This window comes from Streptomyces desertarenae (genome assembly GCF_042681365.1).
In the GTDB taxonomy this organism is placed as follows: Bacteria; Actinomycetota; Actinomycetes; order Streptomycetales; family Streptomycetaceae; genus Streptomyces; species Streptomyces desertarenae.
In genome coordinates this window covers 115,051-138,357 of sequence record NZ_JBHUFU010000004.1, presented here as the reverse complement: position 1 = coordinate 138,357, position 23,307 = coordinate 115,051, and the positions used below count along the sequence as shown (strand labels likewise).

Here is a 23,307-nt window from a genome sequence, read left to right as displayed (position 1 = left end):
GCCACGCACGGCGACATAGGTGTAGAGCAATGACAGGGCACCGACGGCGCAAGGGCGGCCCCGCGGCGGCGGGACCGCCCCGGGACCGCCACTCACTGCGCCAGGAGGACGACCTCCAGGGTGCGCGGGCCGTGGACGCCCTCGACGCGGTCCAGTTCGATGTCGCTGGTGGCCGACGGGCCGGAGATCCACGTCAGCGGGCGGACGGGGTCCAGCCGCTCCAGGGCCTGCGGGACGGACGCCACCACCTGGTCGGGCACCCGGACCACGCAGACGTGGTGGTCGGGGACGAGCGTGATGCGCCGGCGCCCCTGGTCGGGGGAGCCGTCCAGCACGATCGTGCCGGTCTCCGCGATCGCCACCGCGCACCCGGTCACCACGCTGTGGACCCGGTCCAGCTCGGCCGGCGTGGAGGCCGCCCGGTCGTGGATCCGCACCGGGCCGGCGGCCGCCAGCCACCACGGCGGCAGCCCGGGCGGCACCAGCACCTCGGCGGTGCCGCGCTCGGCCAGCAGCCGGCACAGCAGCACCGGAAGGCCGTCGGCGCCGGTGCGGTGCACCACGGCGCGGTAGTCGGCCAGGTTCTCCGCCAGCAGGTCGACCAGCGCCGCGGTCGCGCCGGGCCCGCCGGACGGGACGTGGGCGCGCGCGTAGCCGCGGGGGACGGGCACGCCGTCCGGCTCCTCCGTGCGCGGTACGTCGGCCAGGGCCCGGCGTATCCGGCCCAGCACCACCTCGCGGCTGCTCATCGCCCCTCCCCTTCCGTCCGGGCGCTCCCGGCTCCCCGGGTGCGCTGCCACCAGTGGCGGAAGGACTCCGCCGGGACCGCGGGCAGGTCGCGGCTCGCCGTCCAGGCCCGGCCCGGCCCCGGCAGGCGGCGCGGATGCAGCCGCCGGGTGCGGGAGGCCAGCCGCTGCCCGGCCCGCAGCGCGCCGGGGTGGTCGAGGGCCCAGCGGGCCGCCCGCATCGCGGCGCGCTCGGCCGCGTGCCCCCGCGCGGGCCGGACGGTCGTCCGCTGCCCGCGCACCGTCGTCTCCCCGCCCTCGGCGACGCGCTCGCGCAGGTGCACCAGCACCCGGGGGATGTCGATGGCCACCGGGCAGACCTCGTAGCAGGCACCGCAGAGCGACGAGGCGTACGGCAGCGAGGCGTCCAGCTCCGTCGTGGTGCCGCGCAGCTGCGGGGTGAGGATCGCGCCGATCGGCCCCGGATAGGCCGAGCCGTACGCGTGCCCTCCCGCCCGCTCGTAGACCGGGCAGACGTTCAGGCAGGCCGAGCAGCGGATGCAGCGCAGCGCCTGGCGGCCGACGGTGTCGGCCAGGGCGTCGGTGCGGCCGTTGTCCAGCAGCACCAGGTGGAAGTCGCGCGGGCCGTCGGCCTCCCCGGCGCCCGCGGTGCCGGTCCACATCGAGGTGTAGGGGTTCATCCGCTCGGCGGTGGAGGAGCGGGGCAGCAACTGGAGGAAGACCTCCAGGTCCCGCCAGGTGGGCACCACCTTCTCGATGCCGACCACCGAGATCAGCGTCTCGGGCAGGGTCAGGCACATCCGTCCGTTGCCCTCGGACTCGACCACCACCAGCGTGCCGGTCTCGGCCACCATGAAGTTGGCGCCGGAGATCCCGACCTTCGCCCGCAGGAACTTCTCCCGCAGGTGCAACCGGGCCGCCTCGGCCAGCTCGGCGGGGTCGTCGCCCAGGCCCTCGGGCGCCGGGCGGCCCCAGCGGCCCATCCGCTCGCGGAAGATGTCGCGGATCTCCCCGCGGTTGCGGTGGATGGCCGGCACCAGGATGTGGGAGGGGAGGTCGTCGCCGAGCTGGACGATCAGCTCGGCCAGGTCGGTCTCGCAGACGCGGATCCCGGCCTCCTCCAGTGCCGCGTTCAGGCCGATCTCCTGGGTCGCCATCGACTTGACCTTGACGACCTCCCGCTCGCCGGTGGCGCGCACCAGGGAGGTGACGATCCGGTTGGCCTCGTCGGCGTCGACCGCCCAGTGGACGGTGCCGCCCGCGGCGGTGACGGCCTCCTCCACCTGCTCCAGGTAGTGGTCGAGGTGGCGCAGCGTGCGGTCCTTGACGGCCGCGCCGGCGGCCCGCAGCTCCGCCCAGTCCGGCAGCTCGGCGACGGCTCCGGCGCGCTTGGCGCGGATGGTGCCGGTGGCGTGGCGCAGGTTGCGGCGCAGCCGCGCGTCACGGGTGGCCGGGCCCGCGGCCTCGGGGAAGGCGGGCATGCCCAGGTAGGTGCGGCCGCTCATCGCTCCCCGCCCTCCGCGTCGCGTCCGGTGCCGTCGGTGGAGGCCAGGATCTCGGCCAGGTGGACGGGGCGGACGGCCGACCCCCGCCGGGTGAGGATGCCGCCGATGTGCATCAGGCAGGAGTTGTCGACCGCGCACACCGCCTCGGCTCCGGTGCCCTCGATGCTGCGCGCCTTGTCGGCGCCCATCGCCGCCGACACGGCCGCGTTCTTCACCGCGAACGTCCCGCCGAAACCGCAGCACTCCTCCGCGCCCGGCAGTTCCACCAGCTCCAGCCCGCGCACGTTCTCCAGCAGCCGCCGGGGCCGGTCGCCCAGCCCCAGGGCCCGCAGACCGTGGCAGGTGGGGTGGTAGGTGACGGTGTGCGGGTAGGAGGCGCCGACGTCCGTCACACCGAGGACGTCCACCAGGAACTCGCTCAACTCGTACGTCCGGGACGCCACCTCGGCCACGGCGCGCTCCAGCGCGGCGTCCCCCGAGCGGGCGGCGATCCCCGGATGGTTCTCCCGCACCATCGCCGCGCACGAACCGGACGGGGTCACGACGTGGTCGTAGCCGCGGAACGCCTCGGCGTGGCGGCGCACCAGCGGCTCGGCCTGGCTGCGGTAGCCGGTGTTGAACTGCGGCTGCCCGCAGCAGCTCTGCGCCGGGGGGAAGTCCACCTCCACCCCCAGCCGCTCCAGCACGGCGACCGCGGCCCGCCCGGTGCCGGGGTAGAGCGTGTCGGTCACGCACGTCACGAACAGCGCTACCCGCATACCGCGGCCTCCGCCCGCTCCCAGGCCCCTCGATCACCCATGGGCTCATGGTGCCGCAGCGGCTGGGTGGTCCGCAGCAGCGACCGCAGTGCGGTCAGGTCGCCGTGGACGGCCCCGGCGGCACGCGCCTGGACCAGGACGTTGCCGAAGGCCGCCGCCTCGGCCGGGCCGGCGACCACCGGCAGCCCGCAGGCGTCGGCCGTCAGCCGGCACAGCAGCTCGTTGCGGGCCCCGCCGCCGACGACGTGCACCACCTCCACCTCGCGCCCCGACAGCCGCTGGGCGTCGGCGACCGCCCTGCGGTGGGCCAGGGCCAGGGAGTCCAGCACGCAGCGGACCGTCTCGGCCGGATCGCGCGGCACCGGCTGGCCGGTGCGGCGGCACGCCTCGGCGATCCGCTCCGGCATCCGGCCCGGCGGCAGGAAGACCGGGTCGGAGGCGTCGACCACCGAGCGCAGCCCGGGGGCCTTCGCCGCCTCGCGCAGCAGCGCCTCCAGCTCCGGCCGCAGCCCGTCGGCCTCCCAGGTGCGCAGGCACTCCTGGAGGAGCCACAGGCCCATGATGTTGCGCAGGTAGCGGACGGTGCCGTCCACGCCCAGCTCGTTGGTGAAGTTGGCGGCCCGCGACTCCTCGGTGAGAACCGGCGCCTCCAGCTCCACCCCGGCCAGCGACCAGGTGCCGGTGGCCACGTACGCGAACGCCCGGCCGCCCTCGGCCGGGACCCCGGCCACGGCGGAGGCGGTGTCGTGCGAGCCGACGGCCGTGACCGGCACCGGCCCGTCCAGCCCGCACTCCGCGAGCACCTCCGCGAGCAGTTCGCCGGCCGGATCGCCCGGACGGCGCAGCGGCGGGAACAGCGCCAGGTCGACGCCGAACGCCTCGGCCACCGGCCGCGCCCAGTCGCCGGTGCGCGGGTCGAGCAGCTGGGTGGTGGAGGCGTTGGTCAGCTCGGTGCCCATCTCGCCCGTCAGCCAGTACGCCATCAGGTCGGGGATCAGCAGCAGGTGCCGGGCGGCGGCCAGCGCGGACGTGCCGCGGGCGGCGACCAGCTGGTGGAGGGAGTTGAACGGCTGGTGCTGCAGGCCGGTGGCGGCGTACAGCTCCCGCGGCGGCATCACGGCCGCGGCCCGCTCGGCGGCGCCGTCGGTGCGGCCGTCGCGGTAGTGCACCGGGTTGCCCAGCAGCGTCCCCGAGGCGTCCAGCAGACCGTGGTCCACCGCCCAGGAGTCGATGCCGACGGACGCCGGACGCCCGCCGGGCACGGCGCGCCCGGCTGCCCGCAGCCCGTCCAGCACCCCCCGGTACAGGCCCAGGACGTCCCAGTACAGGGTGCCCGCGACGCGGACCGGCCGGTTGGGGAAGCGGTGCACCTCCTGCAGCTCCAGGACGCCGGGCCCGGCCGTGCCCACCATGACGCGCCCGCTGGAGGCGCCCAGGTCGACGGCGGCGAAGGACGGCGGGCCGCAGGGAGCGGCGGAGGAACGGGCGGTCGGGGGAGGGGGCACGGGGACCTCGCGGGGACGCGGAAGGGACGGAGGAGCCGGAGAGCCGGAAGGGGGAGGGGTGGTGGAAGGGCCCGGAGGGCCGGAAGGGACCGGGCGGCGGTCGCGGCGGGGAGCCGGTGCCCGCCCGGCCACCGCGGGGCGATCACGCGGTGGCCGGGCGGGAGCCGCCGGCCGCCGGGCCGCCCGCGGCGGCCCGGCACGGGGCGGCGGGCGTCAGCGCAGGAAGGCCGCGGCGACGCCCGCGTCGACGGGGACGTGCAGTCCGGTGGTGTGGGACAGGTCGCCGCCGGTGAGGGCGAAGACCGCGTTCGCCACGTGCTCGGGCAGCACCTCGCGCTTGAGGAGGGTGCGCTGGGCGTAGAACTCGCCGAGCTTCTCCTCCGGCACGCCGTAGACGGCCGCCCGCTGCGCGCCCCAGCCGCTCGCGAAGATGCCGGAGCCGCGCACCACCCCGTCGGGGTTGACGCCGTTGACGCGGATCCCGTGCTCGCCCAGCTCGGCCGCCAGCAGCCGCACCTGGTGGGCCTGGTCGGCCTTGGTGGCGCCGTAGGCGATGTTGTTGGGGCCGGCGAACACCGCGTTCTTGGAGGCGATGTAGACGATGTCGCCGCCCATCCCCTGGGCGGTCATCACCCGGGCGGCCTCGCGGGAGACCAGGAAGGAGCCGCGGGCCATGATGGCGTGCTGGAGGTCCCAGTCCCGCGCGGTGGTCTCCAGCAGCGGCTTGGAGATGGAGATCCCGGCGTTGTTGACCACCAGGTCGACCCCGCCGAAGGCCAGCACCGCCTCGCGGAAGGCCGCCTCGATCTGCTGCTCGTCGGTGACGTCCGCCGTGACGGCCACGGCCCGGTCGGGCCCGCCGAGCTCCTCGGCGACCCGGCCGGCGTTCTCGCCGTCGAGGTCCGCGACCACCACGCACGCGCCCTCGGCGGCCAGCCGGTGCGCGATGGCCCGGCCGATGCCGGAGCCCGCGCCGGTGACCAGCGCGATCCGGGTGGCCAGCGGCTTGGGCGCCGGCATCCGGCGCAGCTTGGCCTCCTCCAGCTCCCAGTACTCGATGCGGAACTTCTCCGACTCCTCGATCGGAGCGTAGGAGGAGACCGCCTCCGCGCCGCGCATCACGTTGATCGCGTTGACGTAGAACTCGCCCGCCACGCGCGCCGTCTGCTTGTCCCGGCCGAAGGAGAACATCCCCACGCCGGGCACCAGGACGATCGCCGGGTCCGCGCCGCGCATCGCCGGGGAGTCCGCGGTGGCGTGCCGCTCGTAGTAGGCCCGGTACTGCGCGCGGTACTCCTGGTGCAGCTCCTCCAGGCGCGCGACGGCCTCCTCCAGGGGCGCGGCCGGCGGCAGGTCCAGCACCAGGGGGCGGACCTTGGTGCGCAGGAAGTGGTCCGGGCAGGAGGTGCCCAGGGCCGCCAGGCGGGGGTGCTCGGCGCGGGAGAGGAAGTCCAGCACCGCCTCGGAGTCGGTGAAGTGGCCCACCTGCGGCCGGTCGGCGGAGGCGATCGCCCGGATGTGCGGCGCCAGCGCGGCGGCGCGCTCCCGGCGCTCGCGCTCCGGCAGCGGCTCGTAGCCCTCGACCACCGGGCCGAAGGGCTCGGGCCTGCCGCGCTCGGCGAGGAACGCCTCGGCGGTGCGGATGATCTCCAGCGAGTTGCGCTCGCACTCCTCGGAGGTCTCGCCCCAGGCGGTGATGCCGTGTCCGCCCAGGATGCAGCCGATGGCCCGCGGGTTGGCCTCCTTGACGGCGGCGATGTCCAGACCGAGCTGGAAGCCGGGGCGCCGCCAGGGCACCCACACCACGCGGTCGCCGAAGCACTCGGCGGTCAGCTTCTCCCCGTCGGCCGCGCAGGCCAGCGCGATGCCCGAGTCGGGGTGGAGGTGGTCCACGTGGGCGGCCTCGACCAGGCCGTGCATCGCGGTGTCGATGGACGGGGCCGCGCCGCCCCTGCCGTGCAGGCAGTGGTCGAAGGCGGCGACCATCTCGTCCTCGCGCTCCACGCCCGGGTAGACGGCCTTCAGCGCGCGCAGCCGGTCCAGGCGCAGCACGGCCAGGCCCTGCTCGGTGAGCGTGCCCAGGTCCCCGCCGGAGCCCTTGACCCACAGCAGCTCCACCTCGCCGCCGGTGACGGGGTCGCAGGCGGTGCCCTTGGCGGAGGCGTTGCCGCCGGCGTAGTTGGTGTTGCGCGGGTCGGCGCCCAGCCGGTGGGAGCGGGCGAGCAGCGCCTCGACCGCTTCGTTCCGTTCGGTCGTTCCGGTCATGTCCCTCACGCCCCCCAGCCGGCCTGCCGGCCGCCCTTGCGGTCCTCGGCGATCCGCTCGGCCCAGCCCGAGCGGTGGTAGGCCGCGACCGGGTCCGGGTCCAGGCCCATCTCCTCGCGGACCTCGGCCAGCAGCGGCCGTACGTCGGTGTTGTAGGCGTCCATCAGCGCGGCGTTGGCGGCGAGCACGTCGCCGGCGGCCTGGGCCGCCGCCAGCGCCTCGCGGTCGACCAGCAGCGCCTTGGCGGTGGCCTCCTGGATGTTCATCACCGAGCGGATGATCGCCGGGATCTTGGGCTCGATGTTGTGGCACTGGTCGAGCATGAAGGCGGTCTGCGGCCCGTAGCCGCCGCCGCGCACCACCTCGTACATGATCCGGAAGAGCTGGAAGGGGTCGGCCGCGCCGGCCATCAGGTCGTCGTCGGCGTAGAAGCGGGAGTTGAAGTCGAAGCCGCCCAGCTTCCCCTCGCGCAGCAGCACGGCCACGATGAACTCGATGTTGGTGCCCGGCGCGTGGTGCCCGGTGTCGACCACGACCTGGGCCTTCTCGCCCAGTTTGAGGCAGTGGGCGTAGGCGGTGCCCCAGTCGGGGACGTCGGTGGTGTAGAAGGCGGGCTCGAAGAGCTTGTACTCCAGCAGCATCCGCTGCCCGGTGCCGAGGCGCTCGTACACCGCCGCCAGGGCCTCGGCCAGCCGGTCCTGGCGGGCGCGCACGTCGTCCTGGCCGGGGTAGTTGGTGCCGTCGGCGAACCACAGCTTCAGGTCGCCCGAACCGGTGGCGTCCATGATGTCGACGCACTCCAGCAGGTGGTCCAGCGCCTTGCGCCGCACCGCCGCGTCGGGGTGGCAGACGCTGCCGAGCCGGTAGTCGTCCTCCTGGAAGACGTTGGCGTTGATCGTGCCGATCCGCACCCCGCGCTCCTCGGCGTACGCCGCCAGGGCGGCGTAGTCGTCGGCCCGGTCCCAGGGGATGTGCAGGGCCACGGTGGGCGCGACGCCGGTGTGCGCGTGCACCCGGGCCGCGTCGTCGAGCTTCTCCCGGGGGGTGCGCGGGACGCCGGGCTGCGCGAAGACCTTGAAGCGCGTTCCGGAGTTGCCGTAGGCCCACGAGGGTGTCTCGACGGCCTGTTTCCTGAGGGCCGCCTTCACGGCGGACACGGCGGTCATGTGTCAGAGCTCCTGGAGGTGAACGGCTTCATGAATCGTTTCATCGGCGGAAAACTATGGGCGGCCGATCGGGGTGTCAAGGGGGCGGGTGGCATCCCGCCCCGATGTCACCGCTCTTTCCGGCCCGGTTCGGATTTTCCCCGCTCGGCCATTGACGGGCGCCGCTCGACGGCCCTAGCGTCCCTGCGATCACCTTGAAACCTTTCATGGCCATGGCACCCCATATCCGGACGAGGAGGAGCCCGTGCAGCGTGTCTGCTTCCTGCTGAAGGTCCGTGCCGACCGGCTCGCGGAGTACCGGGAGCGCCACGCCGCCGTCTGGCCGGAGATGCTGCGGGCCCTGAGCGAGAGCGGCTGGCGCAACTACTCCCTCTTCCTGCGCGAGGACGGCCTGCTGGTGGGCTACCTGGAGACCGAGGACTTCGACGCCGCCCGGGCGGCGATGGAGGCGACCGAGGTCAACGCCCGGTGGCAGGCGGAGATGGCCGGCTTCTTCGAGTCGCTGGACGGCGGGCGGCCGGACGAGGCCATGCGCCCCCTGACCGAGGTCTTCCACCTCGACTAGGGAGCGCCGCCGGGCGGCGGGGCCACCGCCGGACACGGACCCGCCGCGGTGGGCGGGTGCGTAGCATGGGCGCGCGGCCCCGGGCCAGGCGCCGCGGAGAGTGAGAGGTCAGGGGACGGTCGACTCGTGGCGCGCATGGTGGGCATCAAGGACGTGGCACGTCAGGCGGGGGTGTCGGTCGGCACCGTCTCCAACGTCATCAACCGGCCGGAGATGGTCGCGGAGGAGACCAGGGCCCGGGTGCAGGCCGTCATCAGCCGCCTCGGCTACGTGCGCAGCGAGTCGGCGCGCCACCTGAGGGCCGGACGGAGCCGGATCATCGCGCTGCTGGTGCTCGACATGTCCAACCCCTTCTTCGCCGACGTGGCCTCCGGCGCGGAGCGCGCCGCACGCGAGGAGGGCCTGGGCGTGATGCTGTGCAACAGCGCCCAGAGCCCGGCGGAGGAGGCCGACTACCTCTCCCTCTTCGCCGAGCAGCGGGTGCGCGGCGTCCTGGTCACCCCGGCCGACGCCACCGGCCGCAACCTGGCCGACTTCCGGCGGCACGACATCCCCTACGTCGTGGTGGACCGGGTGCTCCCCAGCGAGGAGGGCTGCTCGGTCTCCGTCGACGACATCACCGGCGGCTCACTGGCCGCGCGGCACCTGCTGGCGCAGGGCCACCGCGAACTGGTCTACGTCAGCGGCCCGATGCAGCTGTCGCAGTGCCGCGACCGGTACACCGGCGCCCTGGCGGCGCTGCGCGAGGCCGGCCTGCCCGAGGGCGCGCTGCGGCGCGTCGAGGGCGAGCGGCTGGACGTGGCGGCCGGACGGGACGCGGGGGCGCGGCTGCTGGGGATGACGCCCCGGCCGACGGCCGTCTTCTGCGCCAACGACCTGCTGGCCCTGGGCGTGCTCCAGGCGCTGTTCGCCGCCGGGGTCTCGGTGCCCGGTGACATCGCGCTGGTCGGCTACGACGACATCGAGTTCGCCGCGGCCGCCGCCGTGCCGCTGACCTCGGTGCGGCAGCCCGCCTTCCGGATGGGCCGCACGGCGGCCGACCTCCTCATCGAGGAGACCGGTGGGGAGGCCGAGTCCCACCGCCACCAGCGGATCGTCCTCCAGCCCGAACTCGTCGTCCGCGACTCCAGCATCTCCTCGCCCCGCTGACCCGCCGGCCCCCGGTCACCGCGCGGCCGGCTCCCGGGCGGTCGCGCCGCCGAGGAGGGGGCCGCTCCCCGGTCCGCCCGCCCGGTCGCGCCCGAGGAGGGCCCGCACCTGGCGGACCGCGGCCCGCCCCGCGCGGTTGGCGCCGACGGTGCTCGCCGAGGGGCCGTAGCCGACCAGGTGGATCCGCGGGTCGCGGGCCACCCGGGTCCCCGCCATCCGGATCCCGCCGCCCGCCTCGCGCAGCCGCAGCGGCGCCAGGTGGCCGACCACCGGACGGAAACCGGTGGCCCACACGATCGAGTCGGCCGCCACCGCCCGCCCGTCGTCCCACTCCACGCCTGCGGGCACGATCCGGTCGAACATCGGCAGCCGCCGCAGCACCCCGCTCTCCCGGGCGGCGCGCACCTCCTCGGTCATCGGCAGGCCCGTCACCGACACCACGCTGCGCGGCGGCAGCCCGTCCCGCACGCGCTCCTCGACCAGGGCGACGGCGGCACGTCCGCGGTCCTCGTCGAAGGGGGCCTCGGTGAAGAGCGGCTCGCGGCGGGTCACCCAGGCGGTGGCGGCCGCGGTCCGGGAGATCTCCAGCAGGTGCTGGACGGCCGAGGTGCCGCCGCCCACGACGACCACCCGCTCGTCCGCGAAGGCGTCCGGCCCGGGGTACCGGGCGGTGTGCACCTGGCGCCCGGCGAAGGTCTCCTGGCCGGGCACCCGGGGCACGAACGGCCGGTCCCAGGTGCCGGTCGCGTTGATCAGCGCGCGGGTGGTCCACACGCCGGCGTCGCTCTCCACCCGCAGCCGCCCGTCCCCGGCCTCGCGCACCGCGCGCACGTGGACCGGGCGCAGGACCCGCAGGCCGAAGGCGCGCTCGTAGGCGTCGAAGTACTCCCCGATCACCTCGGCGGAGGGGCGTGCGGGATCGGCGCCGGTCAGCTCCATGCCGGGCAGGGAGTGCATGCCGTGCACCCGGCCGTAGGTGAGGGTGGGCCAGCGGAACTGCCAGGCTCCGCCCGGGTGCGGTGAGCGGTCCAGGACGACGAAGTCCCGTCCCGGCTCCCATCCGGTGCGCCGCAGGTGGTAGGCGCTGGACAGCCCGGCCTGCCCGGCGCCGACGACCACGACCTCCACATCGTCCATGTCCGCACCAACCGCGCGGGAGCTCCGCTGCTTCCCGGATCCGGCACCCGGCGGGGAGCGGACGGGAACCGGAAGGCGCCAAGATGGAGGCATGAGCGATCGATTCACCACCCGTGTGCTCCACGTCACCACCGGCTCGGGCGAGACCGTCGCCGACCTCACCCGCGAGTGCGAGGCGTTCCTCGCGGAGGTGGCGGGCGGCCGCGACGGGCTGCTCAACGTCTTCGTGCCGCACGCGACCGCCGGCGTGGCGGTGATCGAGACCGGAGCCGGAAGCGACGACGACCTCCTCGCCGCGCTGCGCGACCTGCTGCCCGCCGACGACCGCTGGCGCCACCGGCACGGCAGCCCCGGCCACGGCCGCGACCACGTCCTCCCGGCCATCGTCCCGCCGCACGCCACGCTGCCGGTGGTGGAGGGGCGGCTGGAGCTGGGCACCTGGCAGTCGGTCTGCCTGGTGGACACCAACGGCGACAACCCCGAGCGCAGGGTCCGGCTGAGCTTCCTCGCCTGACGGCCGCCCGCCGCCCGGCCCGGACCGTACGCGGGCGGGCGAGGAAGGAGGCTGGTAGCGCTCCCATCTTGGTCCAGTCCAATGCTACGGTCGGCCCGGCACGCCCGGCGGCGGGCGGCGGTGCCCCCGCGCGGGGCCGGACGGAGAAGAAGCAGGAGAGGGGCGGCGCAGTGGACGGAACGGGCGGCGGACGGCGGGCCTACATCGGGTCCTTCACCTCGGCGGGCGGGCGCGGCGTCACCACGGCCGCCGTCGACCCCGGCACCGGTGCGCTGACCGTGCTGCACCACACGGACGCGGTGCCCGACCCCTCCTACCTGGTGCCGGGACCGGGAGCGGGAATGCTCTACGCGGTCAGCGAGACGGAGGACGGCCGGGTCGCCGCGTTCTCCCTGGCCGACCCCGACCGGCCGGCGCCCGTCGGCGCCCCGGTGCCCGTCGGCGGTTCCGGGCCGACCCATCTGACCTGCGCCGCCGGCCAGCTGATCACCGCCAACTACACCTCGGGCAGCATCAGCTCCCTGCGGCTGCGGCCCGACGGCGGCCTGTCCGGGCCGCCGACCGTGCTGCCGCACCACGGCGGCGGGCCGGTGCGCGACCGGCAGGAGGGTCCGCACGCCCACGCGGTGGTGGCCGACCCCTCCTGGCGCTGGCTGCTGGCGGTGGACCTGGGCACCGACTCGGTGTGGACCTACCGGCTCGACCACGCCGGCGCCGCGCCGCGCCCCCACGGGCAGACCCCGCTGCGCCCCGGCAGCGGGCCGCGGCACCTGGTCTTCCACCCGCGCGGCGAGTGGCTCTACGTCATCAACGAGCTGGACTCCACCGTCACCTGCTGCCGCTGGGACCGGGCGAGCGGCGCCCTGGAGCCGGCCGCGACCGTCCGGACGCTGCCGGACGGCGCCGGAGCGGCGGGGGAGAACCACCCCTCGGAACTGGTGGTCTCGGCCGACGGCCGCTGGGCCTGGGCGGCCAACCGGGGGCACGACAGCATCGCGGTGCTGGCCCTGGAGCCGCACGGCGCGGACATGGAACTGGTGACCACGGTCTCCTGCGGAGGGCACTGGCCGCGCGACCTGGCCCTCGACCCGGCCGGGCGCAGGCTCTACGCGGCCAACGAGCGCTCGGGCGACGTCACCTGGTTCGACCTGGACCCCGCGACCGGTACGCCGCACCGGGCGGGGAGCATCGAGGTGCCCGCCGCCACGTGCGTCGTCTTCGGGTGACGCCCCGCCGCAGGGGCGGCCCGCGTCAGCGGGCCGGCGCCCCCTGCGGCGACCGCTGGGCGATGCCGATCTTGGCGGCGTAGGCGGAGGCGATCAGCTTGCCCACCGCGGTGTAGGAGCCCAGCGGCTCTGCGGCCGGGCACTCGGCCTCCTTCGCGGCGGACTCCAGCAGGCCCTCGGGCACTTCGGGGCCGATCAGGCAGGGCGCCAGGGCCAGCTGCCGGGAGCCGGCCTCGCGCAGCTGCTCCGCCACGCGGGCGACGGCGCCGTCCTCGTCCAGCCCGGCGGCCAGCACCGGGATCGCCAGGCGCGCGGCCAGCAGCATGCCGGTGATGCCGGCCGCCTGCACGGCCTCCTCGCCGCCCATGGTGGCCAGGATGATGCCGTCCGCGGCGGTGGCCACGGTGAACAGCCGGGCGCGGTCGGCGCGCGCCAGCCCCGCCTCGGAGAGCTTCACGTGGACGCCCTCCGCCAGCAGCGGGTGCGGGCCGAGCACGTCGGTCAGCTCGGCGCCGGAGCCGCTGTTCAGCACGGCCTGGCGTATGCGGCGCAGCTGGGCGCTGTCCGGGCCGGCCAGCAGCGGGATGACCACCGCGGCCGGGGACTCCTCCAGTCGGCGCCGGGCCTCCTCGGCCTCGGGAGCCACCTCCGAGCCCTCGGCCGCCGCGGCCTCGGCGGCGGCCGCCGCCGCCGCGATGCGCGCGGAGCGCTCGGAGGCCACCTGGGCCAGCACGGACCGGAGCGACGGGAACTCCTCGTCGTCACCGTCGACGTGGCCGACCCGGGCGTCGAGTCCGGGCAGCTCGGACCGGGCGATGCTCAGGGTCTCCTCGGCCAGGCTCCGCGAGGCGCCGGAGGGCACCCCGGGGACGGCCAGCACCAGAGCGGGCGCACCCTCGGGCGCGACGACGGGCTCCGGCCGGCGGTGCCGTCCGGGCTGGCGGGGACGCGGCATTCGTACGGGCAGGCCATTTGCGGGCCCAGTGGGGGTGCTCATGGCGCCGCATGCTAATGCCTGGACGGGCTCGGCTGTTCGGGCGGGGCGGGCGAGTCCCGGTCTGTCCGTTTTCCTCCCGCGCGTCGTGGTGACGGGACCCTCTCCCTGGGTCACCGGATCAGGTGCCGCCTCCTCCGTTCCGCGCGGCGCCGGTCACGCGGAGCGCCCTCCGCCGGTGCGGGTGATGTGCAGGAGCGCCGGATCGGGCGGCAGCCGCAGCGCGTCCCGGGCCAGCCGGCCGGCCACGAGCAGCGCTCCGGCCAGGGGGTCGCCGGCGGCGGGGACGGTGCGGGCGTGCGGCAGCCGGCCGGCCAGCTCCCGGCGCAACGGGGCCAGCAGCGGTTCGCCGATCCGGAACAGGCCGCCGGTCAGGGCGATCCGGCTCTCCCGGCCCGCCGGGCAGACGGCGGCGGCGCTCGCGGCGATCTCGGCGGCGGCCTCCGCCATGATGCGGGCCGCCACCGGGTCGCCCCCGGCGCACCGGGCGACCTCGGGGGCGAACGACGCCAGCACCGCGGGGCGGTCGGTGCGCGGGTAGAGCCGTCCGGGCAGGGAAGCGGCCGGTCCGAGGACCTCCTCGGCGCGGGCGAGCAGCGCCGCCGAGCCGCCCGCCCTGCCGTCGTGGGCGCGCAGGGCGGCCTCCAGACCGGCCCGGCCGATCCAGGCGCCGCCGCCGCAGTCGCCCAGCAGGTGGCCCCAGCCGTCGGCCCGCCGCCAGGCGCCCAGGTCCGTGCCGGTCGCGATCATCCCGGTGCCCGCGGCGACCACCGCGCCCGGCCGCTCGCCCAGCGCCCCGGCGTAGGCGGTCACGGCGTCCGCGGCCAGGGCCACGCACCCGGCCCCCAGCTCCCGGGCGAACGCGCCGGGCAGCACCGCGCGCAGCGCGTCCCCGAGGGTCGCCATGCCGGCCGCGCCCACGCACACGGCGTCGACCCGGTGGCCGGAGGGGCCACCGCCGCGCTCCCCCTCCCCGCCCGGTGCCGCCTCCGCGAGCAGGGCCCTGGCCCGGGGCAGCACCAGGTCCAGCAGGTGGTCGGGGTCGATGCCCGAGGGGCCGGTGCGCACCGGCCCGCCGGCGTCGGCGGCGCCCGCCGGCACGGGCACGCCGTCCGGGGCGCCGTCGGCCCGGGCCAGCGCGACGCGCAGTCCGGAGCCGCCGGAGTCGACGCCCAGCACCCAGCGCGTCACGGCAGCCGCCAGTCGACCGGCTCGGCCCCCTGCCGGACCAGCAGGTCGTTGGCCCTGCTGAACGGGCGCGACCCGAAGAACCCGCGGTCCGCCGACATGGGGGAGGGGTGCGCGGACTCCACCGACGGCACGGGCCCCAGCAGCGGGCGCAGGTTCCGCGCGTCGCGCCCCCACAGGATGGCCACCATCGGCTTGCCGCGCTCCACCAGGGCCCGGATCGCCTGCTCGGTGACCTCCTCCCAGCCCTTGCCGCGGTGCGCGGCGGGACGGCGCGGCGCGGTGGTCAGCGCCCTGTTGAGCAGCAGCACCCCCTGCTCCGTCCACGGGGTCAGGTCGCCGCTGGAGGGCCGGGGGACGCCGAGGTCGGCGTGGAGCTCCCGGAAGATGTTCTCCAGGCTGCCGGGGAGCGGGCGGACGTCGGGGGCGACGGAGAAGCTGAGGCCGACGGCGTGGCCCGGCGTCGGGTAGGGGTCCTGGCCGACGATGAGGACCCGGACGTCGTCGAAGGGCTGCCGGAAGGCGCGCAGCACATCGGGCCCGGCCGGAAGGTAGGTGCGTCCCGCGGCGATCTCCGCGCGCAGGAAGTCGCCCATCGCGGCGATGCGCCCGGCCACCGGCTCCAGCGCCTTGGCCCAGCCCGGTTCGACGATCTCGTTCAACGGTCGTGCTGCCACGGGCGGTCACTCTACTGGCTCCGCCGCCCCCGCCCGGCCCGGCGGCGGGTACCGACCGCGCCGCCCCGGCGCCGCGGGGGCCGTGCCGTCCCGCCCGCGCGGGCGGGACGGCACGGGCGCGTCACAGCGCCCAGGCGTACTGATCGGGCACCCGCACGGGCCCGCCGCCCAGTTCCCGCGCGGCGCGGTACGCCCAGTGGGGGTCGCGCAGCAGCTCGCGGCCGAGCAGCACCGCGTCGGCCTCGCCGTTGGCAACGATCTTCTCGGCCTGCTCCGGCTCGGTGACCAGTCCGACGGCCGCCACCGGCATCCCGGTCTCCGCCCTCACGCGGGCGGCGAAGGGCACCTGGTAGCCGGGGCCGACCGGGATGCGCACGCCGGCCGCGTTGCCGCCGCTGGAGACGTCCAGCAGGTCCACGCCGTGCTCGCGCAGCACGGCGGCGAGCCGCACGGTGTCGTCGGCGGTCCAGCCGCCCTCCTCCAGCCAGTCGGTGGCCGAGATGCGGAAGAACAGCGGCAGCTCCTGCGGCCACACCTCCCGCACCGCGTCCACGACCTCCAGGGCGAAGCGGGTGCGGTTCTCGAAGCTTCCGCCGTAGGCGTCGGTGCGCCGGTTGCTGTGGGGGGAGAGGAACTGGCCGATCAGGTAGCCGTGGGCACCGTGGACCTCGGCGACCTCGAACCCGGCCGCCAGGGCCCGCCGGGCGGCGTCGGCGAACTGCCGCACGATCCGGCCGATCTCCTCGCGCGTCAGCTCGTGCGGCACCGGGTGGCCCTCGGCGAAGGGCACCGGGCTGGGGGCGAGGGGGCGCCAGCCGCCGCGGTCCGCGGCCAGCGGCGCGCCGCCGCGCCAGGGCGCGTCGGTGGAGGCCTTGCGCCCGGCGTGGGCGAGCTGGATGCCCGCAACGGCGCCCTGCTCCCGCAGGAAGCCGGTGATGCGCTTCAGCGCCTCGGCCTGGCGGTCGTTCCACAGCCCCAGGTCTCCGGGGCTGATCCGGCCCTCGGGGGAGACGGCGGTGGCCTCCAGCAGGATCAGCCCGGTCCCGCCGACCGCCCGGGCGGCGTAGTGGGCGGCGTGCCACTCGCCGGCCACGCCCGCCGCCGGTCCGTCGGGCTCGGCCGAGTACTGGCACATCGGGGACATCCAGACGCGGTTGGGCACGGTCAGCGATCGCAGGGTGTACGGCTCGAACAGGGCGCTCACGGCGGGCTCCTCGTCGGATCGGATCGGGTGGTCGGCCGACTGGTCCTTTTACGATAACCGTCGTAGTACGGGAGGTGTCAAACTACGATGGTTCTCGTACCATGGAACTGTGACGCCCCGCACCCAGAGCCCGTCCGCCGCCCGAGAGCTGGATCACCCGGCCACCGGTGAGATCCGGCTGGAGGGCGTCCTGCACGCCCTCTCCGACCCCGTCCGCCTGAGGATCGTCCGCACCCTGGCGACGGCCGGGGAGGAGATGTCCTGCTCGGTCTTCGAGCTGCCGGTCAGCAAGTCCACGACCACCCACCACTTCCGGGTCCTGCGCGAGAGCGGCGTGATCAGCCAGAGCTACCGGGGCACCGCGAAGATGAGCGAACTGCGCCGCGACGACCTGGAGGCGCTGTTCCCCGGGCTGCTGGAGGCGGTGCTCACCGCGGCGGCCCGGCAGGAGGGGCGGGCCGGCGCGGGCTAGAGCATCGAGCGCATCCTGCCGATCTCGACGGTCTGCTGGACGGCCACGTCGCCCGCCATCTCCTGGACCTGCACGTCCCGGCCGTCCCGGGCCACGTCCTCGGCCATCGTCACGGCGCCCTCGTGGTGGGTGATCATCAGCTTCAGGAAGAGGCGGTCGAACTCCCCGCCGCGCGCCTGCCGCAACTCCTCGAGCTGCTCCTCGGTCGCCATCCCCGGCATCGGCCCCCCGCCGTGGCCGCCGTGCCCGTGCCCGTCCCCGCCCTCCCCGCGGCCGTTGCGCCGCAGCCAGGACCGCATCGCGGTGATCTCCGGCTTCTGGGCGGCGGAGATCCGCTCCGCCAGCCTCCGCACCGCGCCGGCCGAGGCGTGCTCCTCGGCCAGGCCGGTCATCACCAGTGCCTGCTCGTGGTGCTCGATCATGCCGGAGACGTAGGAGAAGTCCGCCTCGTTGGGCTTGTCCCGCCGCTCCTCGCCCGCCTTCCGCGCCTCCTCGGCGGAGAGCGTCTCGGCCGCCTCGCCGGGCCTGCCGGGCGCGATCACCGAGGGGCCGGCGGCGGAGGGGGCCGCCTCCCCGGAGCCGCCGTCGCAGCCGGTCAGCGCGGTCAGCGCGGTCAGTGCGGCCAGCGCGGCGAGCGCCGGCCGCCTCAGGGGCCTGCGGGGGACGGGGGCGGTCGGGAATCCGTGACGGTCTGCCACTTCTCCTCCTGGGCACTGGATGGTCCGGTGCGCCCGATCCTGGCACGGAAGGCGCCGTCACCGTGCCGGTATATCCCTGTCGCCATGAGCATGTAAGACGGCATACTGCCCACGTCCGTCGACCGCCCGACCCGGGCGGAGCCGAACGGATCGACAGGGAGGAAAAGTGACGTCGCTGCCCAGACCCCGCGCAGGACGCAGACACCTCGGCGCCGCGGCGGCCGTACTCGGCCTGCTGGCCGCGCTCACGACCGCCGGACCGGCGGCGGCCGTCCCCGACCCCGGCGACCCGCCGACCAGGCCGGGGAAGGCGTCGGAGCAGAACCGCACGGCGGCCGGGGAGGCCGGACGCGGCGGTATACCCGGCTCGGACGAGATCGTCCACAGCAGGAACATCTCCCATCTGGCCAACCTGCCCAAGGGCGCGCTGAAGAGCCTCAACACGGACCTGGCCTTCCAGGGGCGCTACGCCTTCGCGGGCAACTACGACGGCTTCACCGTCTACGACATCAGCCGCCCGAAGGCCCCGAAGGTGGTCAGCCAGGTCCTCTGCCCGGGCGGGCAGAACGACATCTCCGTCTCCGGCGACCTGCTCTTCCTGTCCACCGACTCCTCGCGGAGCGACGACTCCTGCAGCAGCACCGCGCAGTCGCCCACGGAGAAGAGCGCCTGGGAGGGCATCAAGGTCTTCGACATCAGCGACAAGCGCAACCCGAAGTACGTCGCCTCCGTCGAGACCGCCTGCGGCTCCCACACCCACACGCTGGTGCCGGAGCGCAGGGACGTCTACGTCTACGTCTCGTCCTACTTCCCCGACGAGACCTACCCCGACTGCCGGCCGCCGCACGACGGCATCTCCATCGTGAAGGTGCCGCGCACGGCGCCCGAGAAGGCCGCGGTCGTCGACTTCCCCGTCCTCTTCCCGGACGGCGGCAACCCCGGTCCGCCGTCGAACCCGAACACGATGGTCCCCACCACGGGCTGCCACGACATCACCGTCTTCCCCGAGGAGGACATCGCGGCGGGCGCGTGCATGGGCGACGGCATCCTGATGGACGTCTCCGACCCGGCCCGGCCCCGCGTCATCGACCGGGTGCAGGACAACGAGAACTTCGCGTTCTGGCACTCGGCGACCTTCAGTGAGAACGGCCGCAAGGTCGTCTTCACCGACGAGCTGGGCGGCGGTGTGGGAGCCACCTGCAACGCCGAGGTCGGCGACAAGCGCGGCGCCAACGGCATCTACCACATCACCGGCAGGGGCGACGAGCGCAAGCTGGTGTTCAAGAGCTACTTCAAGATCCCGCGCCACCAGGCCGACACCGAGAACTGCGTGGCCCACAACGGCTCGCTGATCCCGGTCAAGGGCCGCGACATCATGGTCCAGGCGTGGTACCAGGGCGGCGTCTCCGTCTGGGAGTTCACCGACTCCACCCGGCCGAGGGAGATCGGCTACTTCGAGCGGGGCCCGTACGCGGACCCCGACGCCATCGGCGGCTCGTGGTCGGCGTACTACTACAACGGCCACATCTACTCGAACGACATCCAGATGGGCTTCGACGTGCTGAAGATCCGGGACCGGCGCGTCGCCGGCGCCGAGCGCGTCAGGCTGGACGAGCTCAACGCCCAGACCCAGCCCGACTACCGCTGAGGCCGGACGCCTCCGCCCCCCGGCGCCCGCCGGCCGTCACGGCCGGCGGGCGCCGGGCCCTTGCCGGACGCCCCGGGTTCGGGGGCGTCCGGCGGGCAGCCCATCCCCCACTCCAGCCCGTACCGGCCGAACAGCTCGGCGCGCAGCCGCGCCGGCGGCATCGGGGCCCCGGGCAGCAGCACGGCGAAGACGGCGCCCATGAGCAGCGCGCGCAGCATCGGGTAGTCGGTGTCCGGGTCGGGGGAGCCGTAGCGGACGACGGTGTCGCGCAGGAGCCCGGCCAGCCGCTGCTGCTCGTCGCACTGGACGAACCCCTCGTACTGCAGGATCCCCGCCATGTGGGTGCGCATCAGGGTGGGGTGGTCCCTGGCCAGCCCCAGGATCGCGTCGATCGCGCGGGCCAGCAGCTCCCGTCCGGCGTCCGGGCCCGCGGGGCGGGGCTCGCGGTCGAGGGCCTCGGCCAGGGTGAGGTGCATCAGCCGGTGGACGGCCGACTGCAGCAACTGCCGCTTGCCGGGGAAGTAGTACGACACCAGCCCCCGCGCCGAGCCCGCCCGGTCCGCGATGTCCCCCAGCGTGGTCGCCTCGTAGCCGCGCTCGTCGACCAGCTCCACCGTCGCCCGCAGCAGCCGTTCGCGCGACCGTCGGCGCAACTCCTCATTGACCGATGCGCTGCGAGGGGACATCCTGTAACTCCTGCGTTGACTGGCTCCGAGCCAATATACTCAGAGGACTTCGGGCACCGACCGTGCAGGCCGGTGCCCGGCCGACCGCCGATCTCGGGCGACGCGGGGGATCGCCCGAGATCGGCCACCGGCTTCGCGGTGCCCTCCGGCGCAGCCCGAAGCGCCCGTCCCGCCCCGGCGGACCGGGCGAGGGCCCTCCGGCGCGGGGCGGTCAGCCCGGCCGGCGCTCCGGGGCCCGAGCGGCCCGCCTGTGCCACAGCGCCGCCGTGGCCGCCGCCACGGCGATCCCCAGCAGCCAGCCGGTGAGGACGTCCGTCGGCCAGTGGACGCCGAGGTAGACCCGGGTGAACCCCACCCCGACGACGCTCACCGCGCCGACCCAGAGCACGGCCAGGCGCACGGTGCGGCGGACGGCGGTCAACTGCGCGATCCACAGCAGGAGACCGAAGGTGAGGGCCGCCGTCATGGCGTGTCCGGAGGGCAGGGCCGCGTAGTCGGCCGAGTCCACGGGACGGGGCCAGCTGGGGCGGTCGCGGTCCAGCAGCGCCTTGAGCCCCTGCTGGAGGAGGGTGCCCGCGGCCGCGGCGCACGCGGTCCACAGCGCCGGACGCGCCGCGCCGCGCGCCAGCAGCCACACGACGACCGCCAGCAGCAGGGCCCGCATGGTCCACGGGTCCCAGACCCAGTCGGTCAGCACCCGGTTGAGCCGGGTCCAGCCCGGCTCGGCGTGGGCGGTGCGGTGCAGTTCGGAGGTGACGCGGGCGTCGAACCCCAGCAGCGGGTCCCAGCCGGCCGTGACGAGGGCCGCGACCACCGCGGAGACGACCGTGCACACCAGCGCGGTGAGGCGGAGGGGGGAGGACTTCGGGGGTGCGGGGGAGGAGGCCATGGTGGACATCGTGGCCGCCGGAGGGCTTTTCAACCGTCCGGCGGGGCGGGAGGAGGGGGCGCGCGGACACGGAAGGCGGGGACGGGCCGGCCTGCGCGCCGGTCAGCCCAGCGCCCTGAGCCCGGGGACGAAGGCCACCAGCAGGGGCACCAGCGGCACCGCCGCCGCCAGCGCCGTCACCCGCAGCCGGCGGACGACCGGCAGCCTGGGCCTGGCCGCCAGCAGCCGGTCGATCCGCTGCGGGACCTGTGCGGCCGGGTGCGGCACGGCGGGGTCGAAGACGCCCCGCTCCTCGTTGAGTTCGACCAGTGCCAGGGCCACCGCCAGCCGTCCGCAGCGCCGCGAGGCCATGTCGTCGGCCGCCAGCTCCACCAGGCGGTGCACCTGGTCGCGGAACGCCCGGAAGACCGGTACCCGGGGGAAGCCCGAGGCGAGCGCCGAGGAGCAGTGCAGCAGCCAGTCGTGCCGCGCCCGGCGGTGCCCCTGCTCGTGGGCGAGGATCGCGTCCAGCCCCCGGCCCTCCAGGCGCCGCAGCGCCGCGGTGGTGACCACCAGCCGCGGGGGGCTGCCCGGCAGCCACCACGCGTCCGGACGGTCGCCCTCCAGCACCACCAGCCGCTCGCCGGGGGCGGGTTCCTCGCCCGGCAGCATCGGCGCGCGGGTGCGCAGTTCGGCGCGGCGCGCACGCCGCCGGGCGCGCGAGAGGCGGATCTCCCGGGTGAGCATCGCCGCGGTCCACAGGCCGCCGCAGGCCAGCAGCACCGCGACCACCGCGGGCCAGGACTCGCCGAACGTGCTGAGCCCGTACGCCTCGACGACCTGGCTGGGGGCGGGGGCGAAGACGTGGCCCCGGACGGCCTGCCAGGCTGCGGCGCCGGACAGGGCCATGGCGAGCACGCAGCACAGCAGCACGGCGACCACCATGCACTGCCACACCAGCAGCGCCAGGACGGGCTCGCGATCCGGCCAGGAGCCGCGGGCCAGCACGCGCGGCGCCGTCGCCGCGATCAGCGCGCCCAGGACGAGCAGTGCGAGCGCCACCATCATGGGGCACAGCCTATGAGCAGGCCGCCGCGGCGGGTCCGGCCGGAGGGGGGAAGTGACGTACGCCTCACACGGCGAGCAGCATGGCGAACATCCCGATGCCCATCGACAGCCGGCAGGCCGCCGCCACCTCCGGCGGCCGCGGCGCCGCGCCGGAGGCGACGGCCGTACCCGGACGCGGCACGGCGGGGACCAGCCGGGCGCCGGCGTACAGCACGTACACCGCGAAGTACGCCAGCAGCACGGCCGTCACCGCGCCGGCCGGGACCGGGCCGCCCGCCGCCCCGGCCGCGTGGTGCCCGTGCGCGCCCGGAGGGGAGGACGCCATGGCGAGGGCCATGTGGACCATGGCCAGGGCGCCGACGGCGTGGTGGAGGTGGTGCGGACGGTGGCCGGAGCCGCCCGCGGCCAGCGCCAGTTCGTACACGGCGGCGGCGCCGAAGAGCACGGTGAAGGCGTGGGGCGGCGGCTGTACGGGCGGGTCCGGCACCGCCATCACCGCCATGCCGAACCCCATCAGCGCCTCGCCCGCCGCGGCCCGCCGCCCGGGCCCGCCGCCGCGCAGCGGCCGCAGGCGGGAGGCGCCCACGCCGCCGCACAGGGCCACCAGCATCCAGCCGACCAGCTCCGGTCCGTGCACCGCGCCTCCCCGACCGACTCCGCGGGGAGGCTGCCCGGCCGGGGCCGCGCGCACGGGAGCGCGCGGAAGCGGACGGGAGGGTGCGCACGGACGGGGAGGGCGCCGGAGCGGGACGGGGGCGTACCGCGGGGACGGGCCGCTGGGCGCGCCCCCGTCCGGCCCCGGTCAGATGCCGGGGCGGTACCGCAGAGGGTGGTCCGCGGGGACCTCGACCAGGACGATCCGCACTCCGTCCGGGTCGCTGATCCACATCTCCACCAGGCCCCACGGCTCCCGCCGCGGCTCGCGCAGCACCTCCACGCCGCGGGCGGCCAGCTCCCGGTGGGCCGCGGCGACGTCGGCGACCTGGAGCCACAGCCGCAGCGCGGGCGAGGGCGGCTCCCCGGAGCGCCCGGAGACCTCCAGGAAGCCCCCGCCCAGGAAGTAGACCGTCCCGCGCTCCGCCCCCGTGCCGAACTCCCGGTAGACGGGCAGGCCCAGGGCCTCGCCGTAGAAGGCCCGGGAGCGCTCGGGGTCGGCGGGGCGCAGCAGCACCCGGCTGCTCAGTACGTGTACCATGCCCCGGAGCCTAGGGCCGGAGTCCGGTGCGCGGAACGCGGAAACCGGACGGCGGGCGTGCCGGTTAGGCTCG

The 23,307-nt window shown here is 75.7% G+C and carries 23 protein-coding genes; 6 read left to right on the top strand and 17 right to left on the bottom strand.

Features of this window, described 5'->3' with window-relative positions:
- Nucleotides 1-92: 92 nt before the first annotated feature.
- The 6 genes from ACFSJS_RS08640 to rhaI all read right to left on the bottom strand — a co-directional run bounded on the left by ACFSJS_RS08640 (nucleotide 93) and on the right by rhaI (nucleotide 7,945).
- Nucleotides 93-749, bottom strand: coding sequence for a LutC/YkgG family protein (locus tag ACFSJS_RS08640; protein ID WP_380898577.1), 657 nt, complete (start codon nucleotides 747-749; stop codon nucleotides 93-95).
- A complete protein-coding gene (locus ACFSJS_RS08635) occupies nucleotides 746-2,251 on the bottom strand; it encodes a LutB/LldF family L-lactate oxidation iron-sulfur protein (protein WP_380898575.1) in 1,506 nt (501 codons plus the stop codon). The genes ACFSJS_RS08640 and ACFSJS_RS08635 overlap by 4 nt, the downstream gene beginning before the upstream one ends.
- On the bottom strand, nucleotides 2,248-3,009 hold the full coding sequence (locus ACFSJS_RS08630; protein ID WP_380898573.1) for a (Fe-S)-binding protein: 762 nt from the start codon (nucleotides 3,007-3,009) through the stop codon (nucleotides 2,248-2,250). The genes ACFSJS_RS08635 and ACFSJS_RS08630 overlap by 4 nt, the downstream gene beginning before the upstream one ends.
- Nucleotides 3,000-4,514, bottom strand: coding sequence for a rhamnulokinase (locus ACFSJS_RS08625; RefSeq protein ID WP_380898572.1), 1,515 nt, complete (start codon nucleotides 4,512-4,514; stop codon nucleotides 3,000-3,002). Before ACFSJS_RS08625 ends, ACFSJS_RS08630 begins: the two co-directional genes overlap by 10 nt.
- 213 nt (nucleotides 4,515-4,727) lie before the next feature.
- On the bottom strand, nucleotides 4,728-6,779 hold the full coding sequence (locus tag ACFSJS_RS08620; RefSeq protein WP_380898570.1) for a bifunctional aldolase/short-chain dehydrogenase: 2,052 nt from the start codon (nucleotides 6,777-6,779) through the stop codon (nucleotides 4,728-4,730).
- Nucleotides 6,780-6,784: 5 nt separating this feature from the next.
- Nucleotides 6,785-7,945, bottom strand: coding sequence for an L-rhamnose isomerase (gene rhaI / locus ACFSJS_RS08615; RefSeq protein WP_380898568.1), 1,161 nt, complete (start codon nucleotides 7,943-7,945; stop codon nucleotides 6,785-6,787).
- Nucleotides 7,946-8,189: 244 nt separating this feature from the next.
- Here rhaI and ACFSJS_RS08610 point away from each other — a divergent pair, with 244 nt between their 5' ends.
- On the top strand, nucleotides 8,190-8,510 hold the full coding sequence (locus ACFSJS_RS08610) for an L-rhamnose mutarotase (RefSeq protein ID WP_380898566.1): 321 nt from the start codon (nucleotides 8,190-8,192) through the stop codon (nucleotides 8,508-8,510).
- 135 nt (nucleotides 8,511-8,645) lie between these two features.
- Nucleotides 8,646-9,659 (top strand): LacI family DNA-binding transcriptional regulator, encoded by a 1,014-nt coding sequence (locus ACFSJS_RS08605; RefSeq protein ID WP_380898934.1) that lies wholly within the window; start codon nucleotides 8,646-8,648, stop codon nucleotides 9,657-9,659.
- A 15-nt stretch (nucleotides 9,660-9,674) separates the two neighbouring features.
- Here the strand turns inward: ACFSJS_RS08605 and ACFSJS_RS08600 are convergent, their stop codons facing one another.
- On the bottom strand, nucleotides 9,675-10,796 hold the full coding sequence (locus ACFSJS_RS08600) for an NAD(P)-binding domain-containing protein (protein ID WP_380898564.1): 1,122 nt from the start codon (nucleotides 10,794-10,796) through the stop codon (nucleotides 9,675-9,677).
- Between the two features lie 91 nt (nucleotides 10,797-10,887).
- Here ACFSJS_RS08600 and ACFSJS_RS08595 point away from each other — a divergent pair, with 91 nt between their 5' ends.
- Both ACFSJS_RS08595 and ACFSJS_RS08590 read left to right on the top strand, forming a co-directional pair.
- Nucleotides 10,888-11,310, top strand: a complete 423-nt coding sequence (locus tag ACFSJS_RS08595) for a secondary thiamine-phosphate synthase enzyme YjbQ (RefSeq protein WP_380898561.1) — start codon at nucleotides 10,888-10,890, stop codon at nucleotides 11,308-11,310.
- A gap of 170 nt (nucleotides 11,311-11,480) precedes the next feature.
- Nucleotides 11,481-12,536, top strand: a complete 1,056-nt coding sequence (locus ACFSJS_RS08590; RefSeq protein WP_380898559.1) for a lactonase family protein — start codon at nucleotides 11,481-11,483, stop codon at nucleotides 12,534-12,536.
- Nucleotides 12,537-12,561: 25 nt separating this feature from the next.
- On the opposite strand, the gene ACFSJS_RS08585 is transcribed toward ACFSJS_RS08590, so the two are convergent.
- The 4 genes from ACFSJS_RS08585 to ACFSJS_RS08570 all read right to left on the bottom strand — a co-directional run bounded on the left by ACFSJS_RS08585 (nucleotide 12,562) and on the right by ACFSJS_RS08570 (nucleotide 16,599).
- Nucleotides 12,562-13,533, bottom strand: a complete 972-nt coding sequence (locus ACFSJS_RS08585; protein WP_380898557.1) for a sirohydrochlorin chelatase family protein — start codon at nucleotides 13,531-13,533, stop codon at nucleotides 12,562-12,564.
- A 153-nt stretch (nucleotides 13,534-13,686) separates the two neighbouring features.
- A complete protein-coding gene (locus ACFSJS_RS08580) occupies nucleotides 13,687-14,721 on the bottom strand; it encodes an N-acetylglucosamine kinase (RefSeq protein WP_380898555.1) in 1,035 nt (344 codons plus the stop codon).
- Nucleotides 14,718-15,395 carry a uracil-DNA glycosylase gene (locus ACFSJS_RS08575; RefSeq protein ID WP_380898552.1) on the bottom strand — a complete coding sequence of 226 codons (678 nt, stop codon included), beginning with the start codon at nucleotides 15,393-15,395 and terminating at the stop codon, nucleotides 14,718-14,720. Before ACFSJS_RS08575 ends, ACFSJS_RS08580 begins: the two co-directional genes overlap by 4 nt.
- A gap of 121 nt (nucleotides 15,396-15,516) precedes the next feature.
- Nucleotides 15,517-16,599, bottom strand: coding sequence for an NADH:flavin oxidoreductase/NADH oxidase (locus ACFSJS_RS08570; protein WP_380898550.1), 1,083 nt, complete (start codon nucleotides 16,597-16,599; stop codon nucleotides 15,517-15,519).
- A 109-nt stretch (nucleotides 16,600-16,708) separates the two neighbouring features.
- Between ACFSJS_RS08570 and ACFSJS_RS08565 the strand changes: the two genes are divergently transcribed.
- On the top strand, nucleotides 16,709-17,071 hold the full coding sequence (locus ACFSJS_RS08565; protein WP_380898548.1) for an ArsR/SmtB family transcription factor: 363 nt from the start codon (nucleotides 16,709-16,711) through the stop codon (nucleotides 17,069-17,071).
- On the opposite strand, the gene ACFSJS_RS08560 is transcribed toward ACFSJS_RS08565, so the two are convergent.
- The gene (locus tag ACFSJS_RS08560) at nucleotides 17,068-17,769 is read right to left on the bottom strand and encodes a DUF305 domain-containing protein (protein WP_380898545.1); all 702 of its coding nucleotides are present in this window, start codon (nucleotides 17,767-17,769) and stop codon (nucleotides 17,068-17,070) included. The genes ACFSJS_RS08565 and ACFSJS_RS08560 overlap by 4 nt on opposite strands.
- 166 nt (nucleotides 17,770-17,935) lie before the next feature.
- On the opposite strand from ACFSJS_RS08560, the gene ACFSJS_RS08555 reads away from it, so the two are divergent.
- Nucleotides 17,936-19,417, top strand: a complete 1,482-nt coding sequence (locus tag ACFSJS_RS08555) for an LVIVD repeat-containing protein (RefSeq protein ID WP_380898543.1) — start codon at nucleotides 17,936-17,938, stop codon at nucleotides 19,415-19,417.
- Here ACFSJS_RS08555 and ACFSJS_RS08550 read toward each other — a convergent pair.
- The 5 genes from ACFSJS_RS08550 to ACFSJS_RS08530 all read right to left on the bottom strand — a co-directional run bounded on the left by ACFSJS_RS08550 (nucleotide 19,408) and on the right by ACFSJS_RS08530 (nucleotide 23,234).
- Nucleotides 19,408-20,103 carry a TetR/AcrR family transcriptional regulator gene (locus ACFSJS_RS08550; protein WP_380898541.1) on the bottom strand — a complete coding sequence of 232 codons (696 nt, stop codon included), beginning with the start codon at nucleotides 20,101-20,103 and terminating at the stop codon, nucleotides 19,408-19,410. The genes ACFSJS_RS08555 and ACFSJS_RS08550 overlap by 10 nt on opposite strands.
- Before the next feature lie 211 nt (nucleotides 20,104-20,314).
- Nucleotides 20,315-20,992 (bottom strand): phosphatase PAP2 family protein, encoded by a 678-nt coding sequence (locus ACFSJS_RS08545; RefSeq protein WP_380898539.1) that lies wholly within the window; start codon nucleotides 20,990-20,992, stop codon nucleotides 20,315-20,317.
- Between the two features lie 102 nt (nucleotides 20,993-21,094).
- Nucleotides 21,095-22,039 carry a M56 family metallopeptidase gene (locus ACFSJS_RS08540; protein ID WP_380898537.1) on the bottom strand — a complete coding sequence of 315 codons (945 nt, stop codon included), beginning with the start codon at nucleotides 22,037-22,039 and terminating at the stop codon, nucleotides 21,095-21,097.
- 64 nt (nucleotides 22,040-22,103) lie between these two features.
- Nucleotides 22,104-22,676 carry a DUF5134 domain-containing protein gene (locus tag ACFSJS_RS08535; RefSeq protein WP_380898535.1) on the bottom strand — a complete coding sequence of 191 codons (573 nt, stop codon included), beginning with the start codon at nucleotides 22,674-22,676 and terminating at the stop codon, nucleotides 22,104-22,106.
- Nucleotides 22,677-22,841: 165 nt separating this feature from the next.
- Nucleotides 22,842-23,234, bottom strand: a complete 393-nt coding sequence (locus tag ACFSJS_RS08530; protein WP_380898533.1) for a VOC family protein — start codon at nucleotides 23,232-23,234, stop codon at nucleotides 22,842-22,844.
- Between the last annotated feature and the right edge of the window lie 73 nt (nucleotides 23,235-23,307).

Bases quoted from the DNA above. Each gene is read 5' to 3' on its own strand.
- ACFSJS_RS08640 (WP_380898577.1), bottom strand. From the start codon at position 749: ATGAGCAGCCGCGAGGTGGTGCTGGGCCGGATACGCCGGGCCCTGGCC.
- ACFSJS_RS08635 (WP_380898575.1), bottom strand. From the start codon at position 2,251: ATGAGCGGCCGCACCTACCTGGGCATGCCCGCCTTCCCCGAGGCCGCG.
- ACFSJS_RS08630 (WP_380898573.1), bottom strand. From the start codon at position 3,009: ATGCGGGTAGCGCTGTTCGTGACGTGCGTGACCGACACGCTCTACCCC.
- ACFSJS_RS08620 (WP_380898570.1), bottom strand. From the start codon at position 6,779: ATGACCGGAACGACCGAACGGAACGAAGCGGTCGAGGCGCTGCTCGCC.
- rhaI (WP_380898568.1), bottom strand. From the start codon at position 7,945: ATGACCGCCGTGTCCGCCGTGAAGGCGGCCCTCAGGAAACAGGCCGTC.
- ACFSJS_RS08605 (WP_380898934.1), top strand. From the start codon at position 8,646: ATGGTGGGCATCAAGGACGTGGCACGTCAGGCGGGGGTGTCGGTCGGC.
- ACFSJS_RS08600 (WP_380898564.1), bottom strand. From the start codon at position 10,796: ATGGACGATGTGGAGGTCGTGGTCGTCGGCGCCGGGCAGGCCGGGCTG.
- ACFSJS_RS08595 (WP_380898561.1), top strand. From the start codon at position 10,888: ATGAGCGATCGATTCACCACCCGTGTGCTCCACGTCACCACCGGCTCG.
- ACFSJS_RS08585 (WP_380898557.1), bottom strand. From the start codon at position 13,533: ATGAGCACCCCCACTGGGCCCGCAAATGGCCTGCCCGTACGAATGCCG.
- ACFSJS_RS08550 (WP_380898541.1), bottom strand. From the start codon at position 20,103: ATGTCCCCTCGCAGCGCATCGGTCAATGAGGAGTTGCGCCGACGGTCG.
- ACFSJS_RS08545 (WP_380898539.1), bottom strand. From the start codon at position 20,992: ATGGCCTCCTCCCCCGCACCCCCGAAGTCCTCCCCCCTCCGCCTCACC.
- ACFSJS_RS08540 (WP_380898537.1), bottom strand. From the start codon at position 22,039: ATGATGGTGGCGCTCGCACTGCTCGTCCTGGGCGCGCTGATCGCGGCG.
- ACFSJS_RS08530 (WP_380898533.1), bottom strand. From the start codon at position 23,234: ATGGTACACGTACTGAGCAGCCGGGTGCTGCTGCGCCCCGCCGACCCC.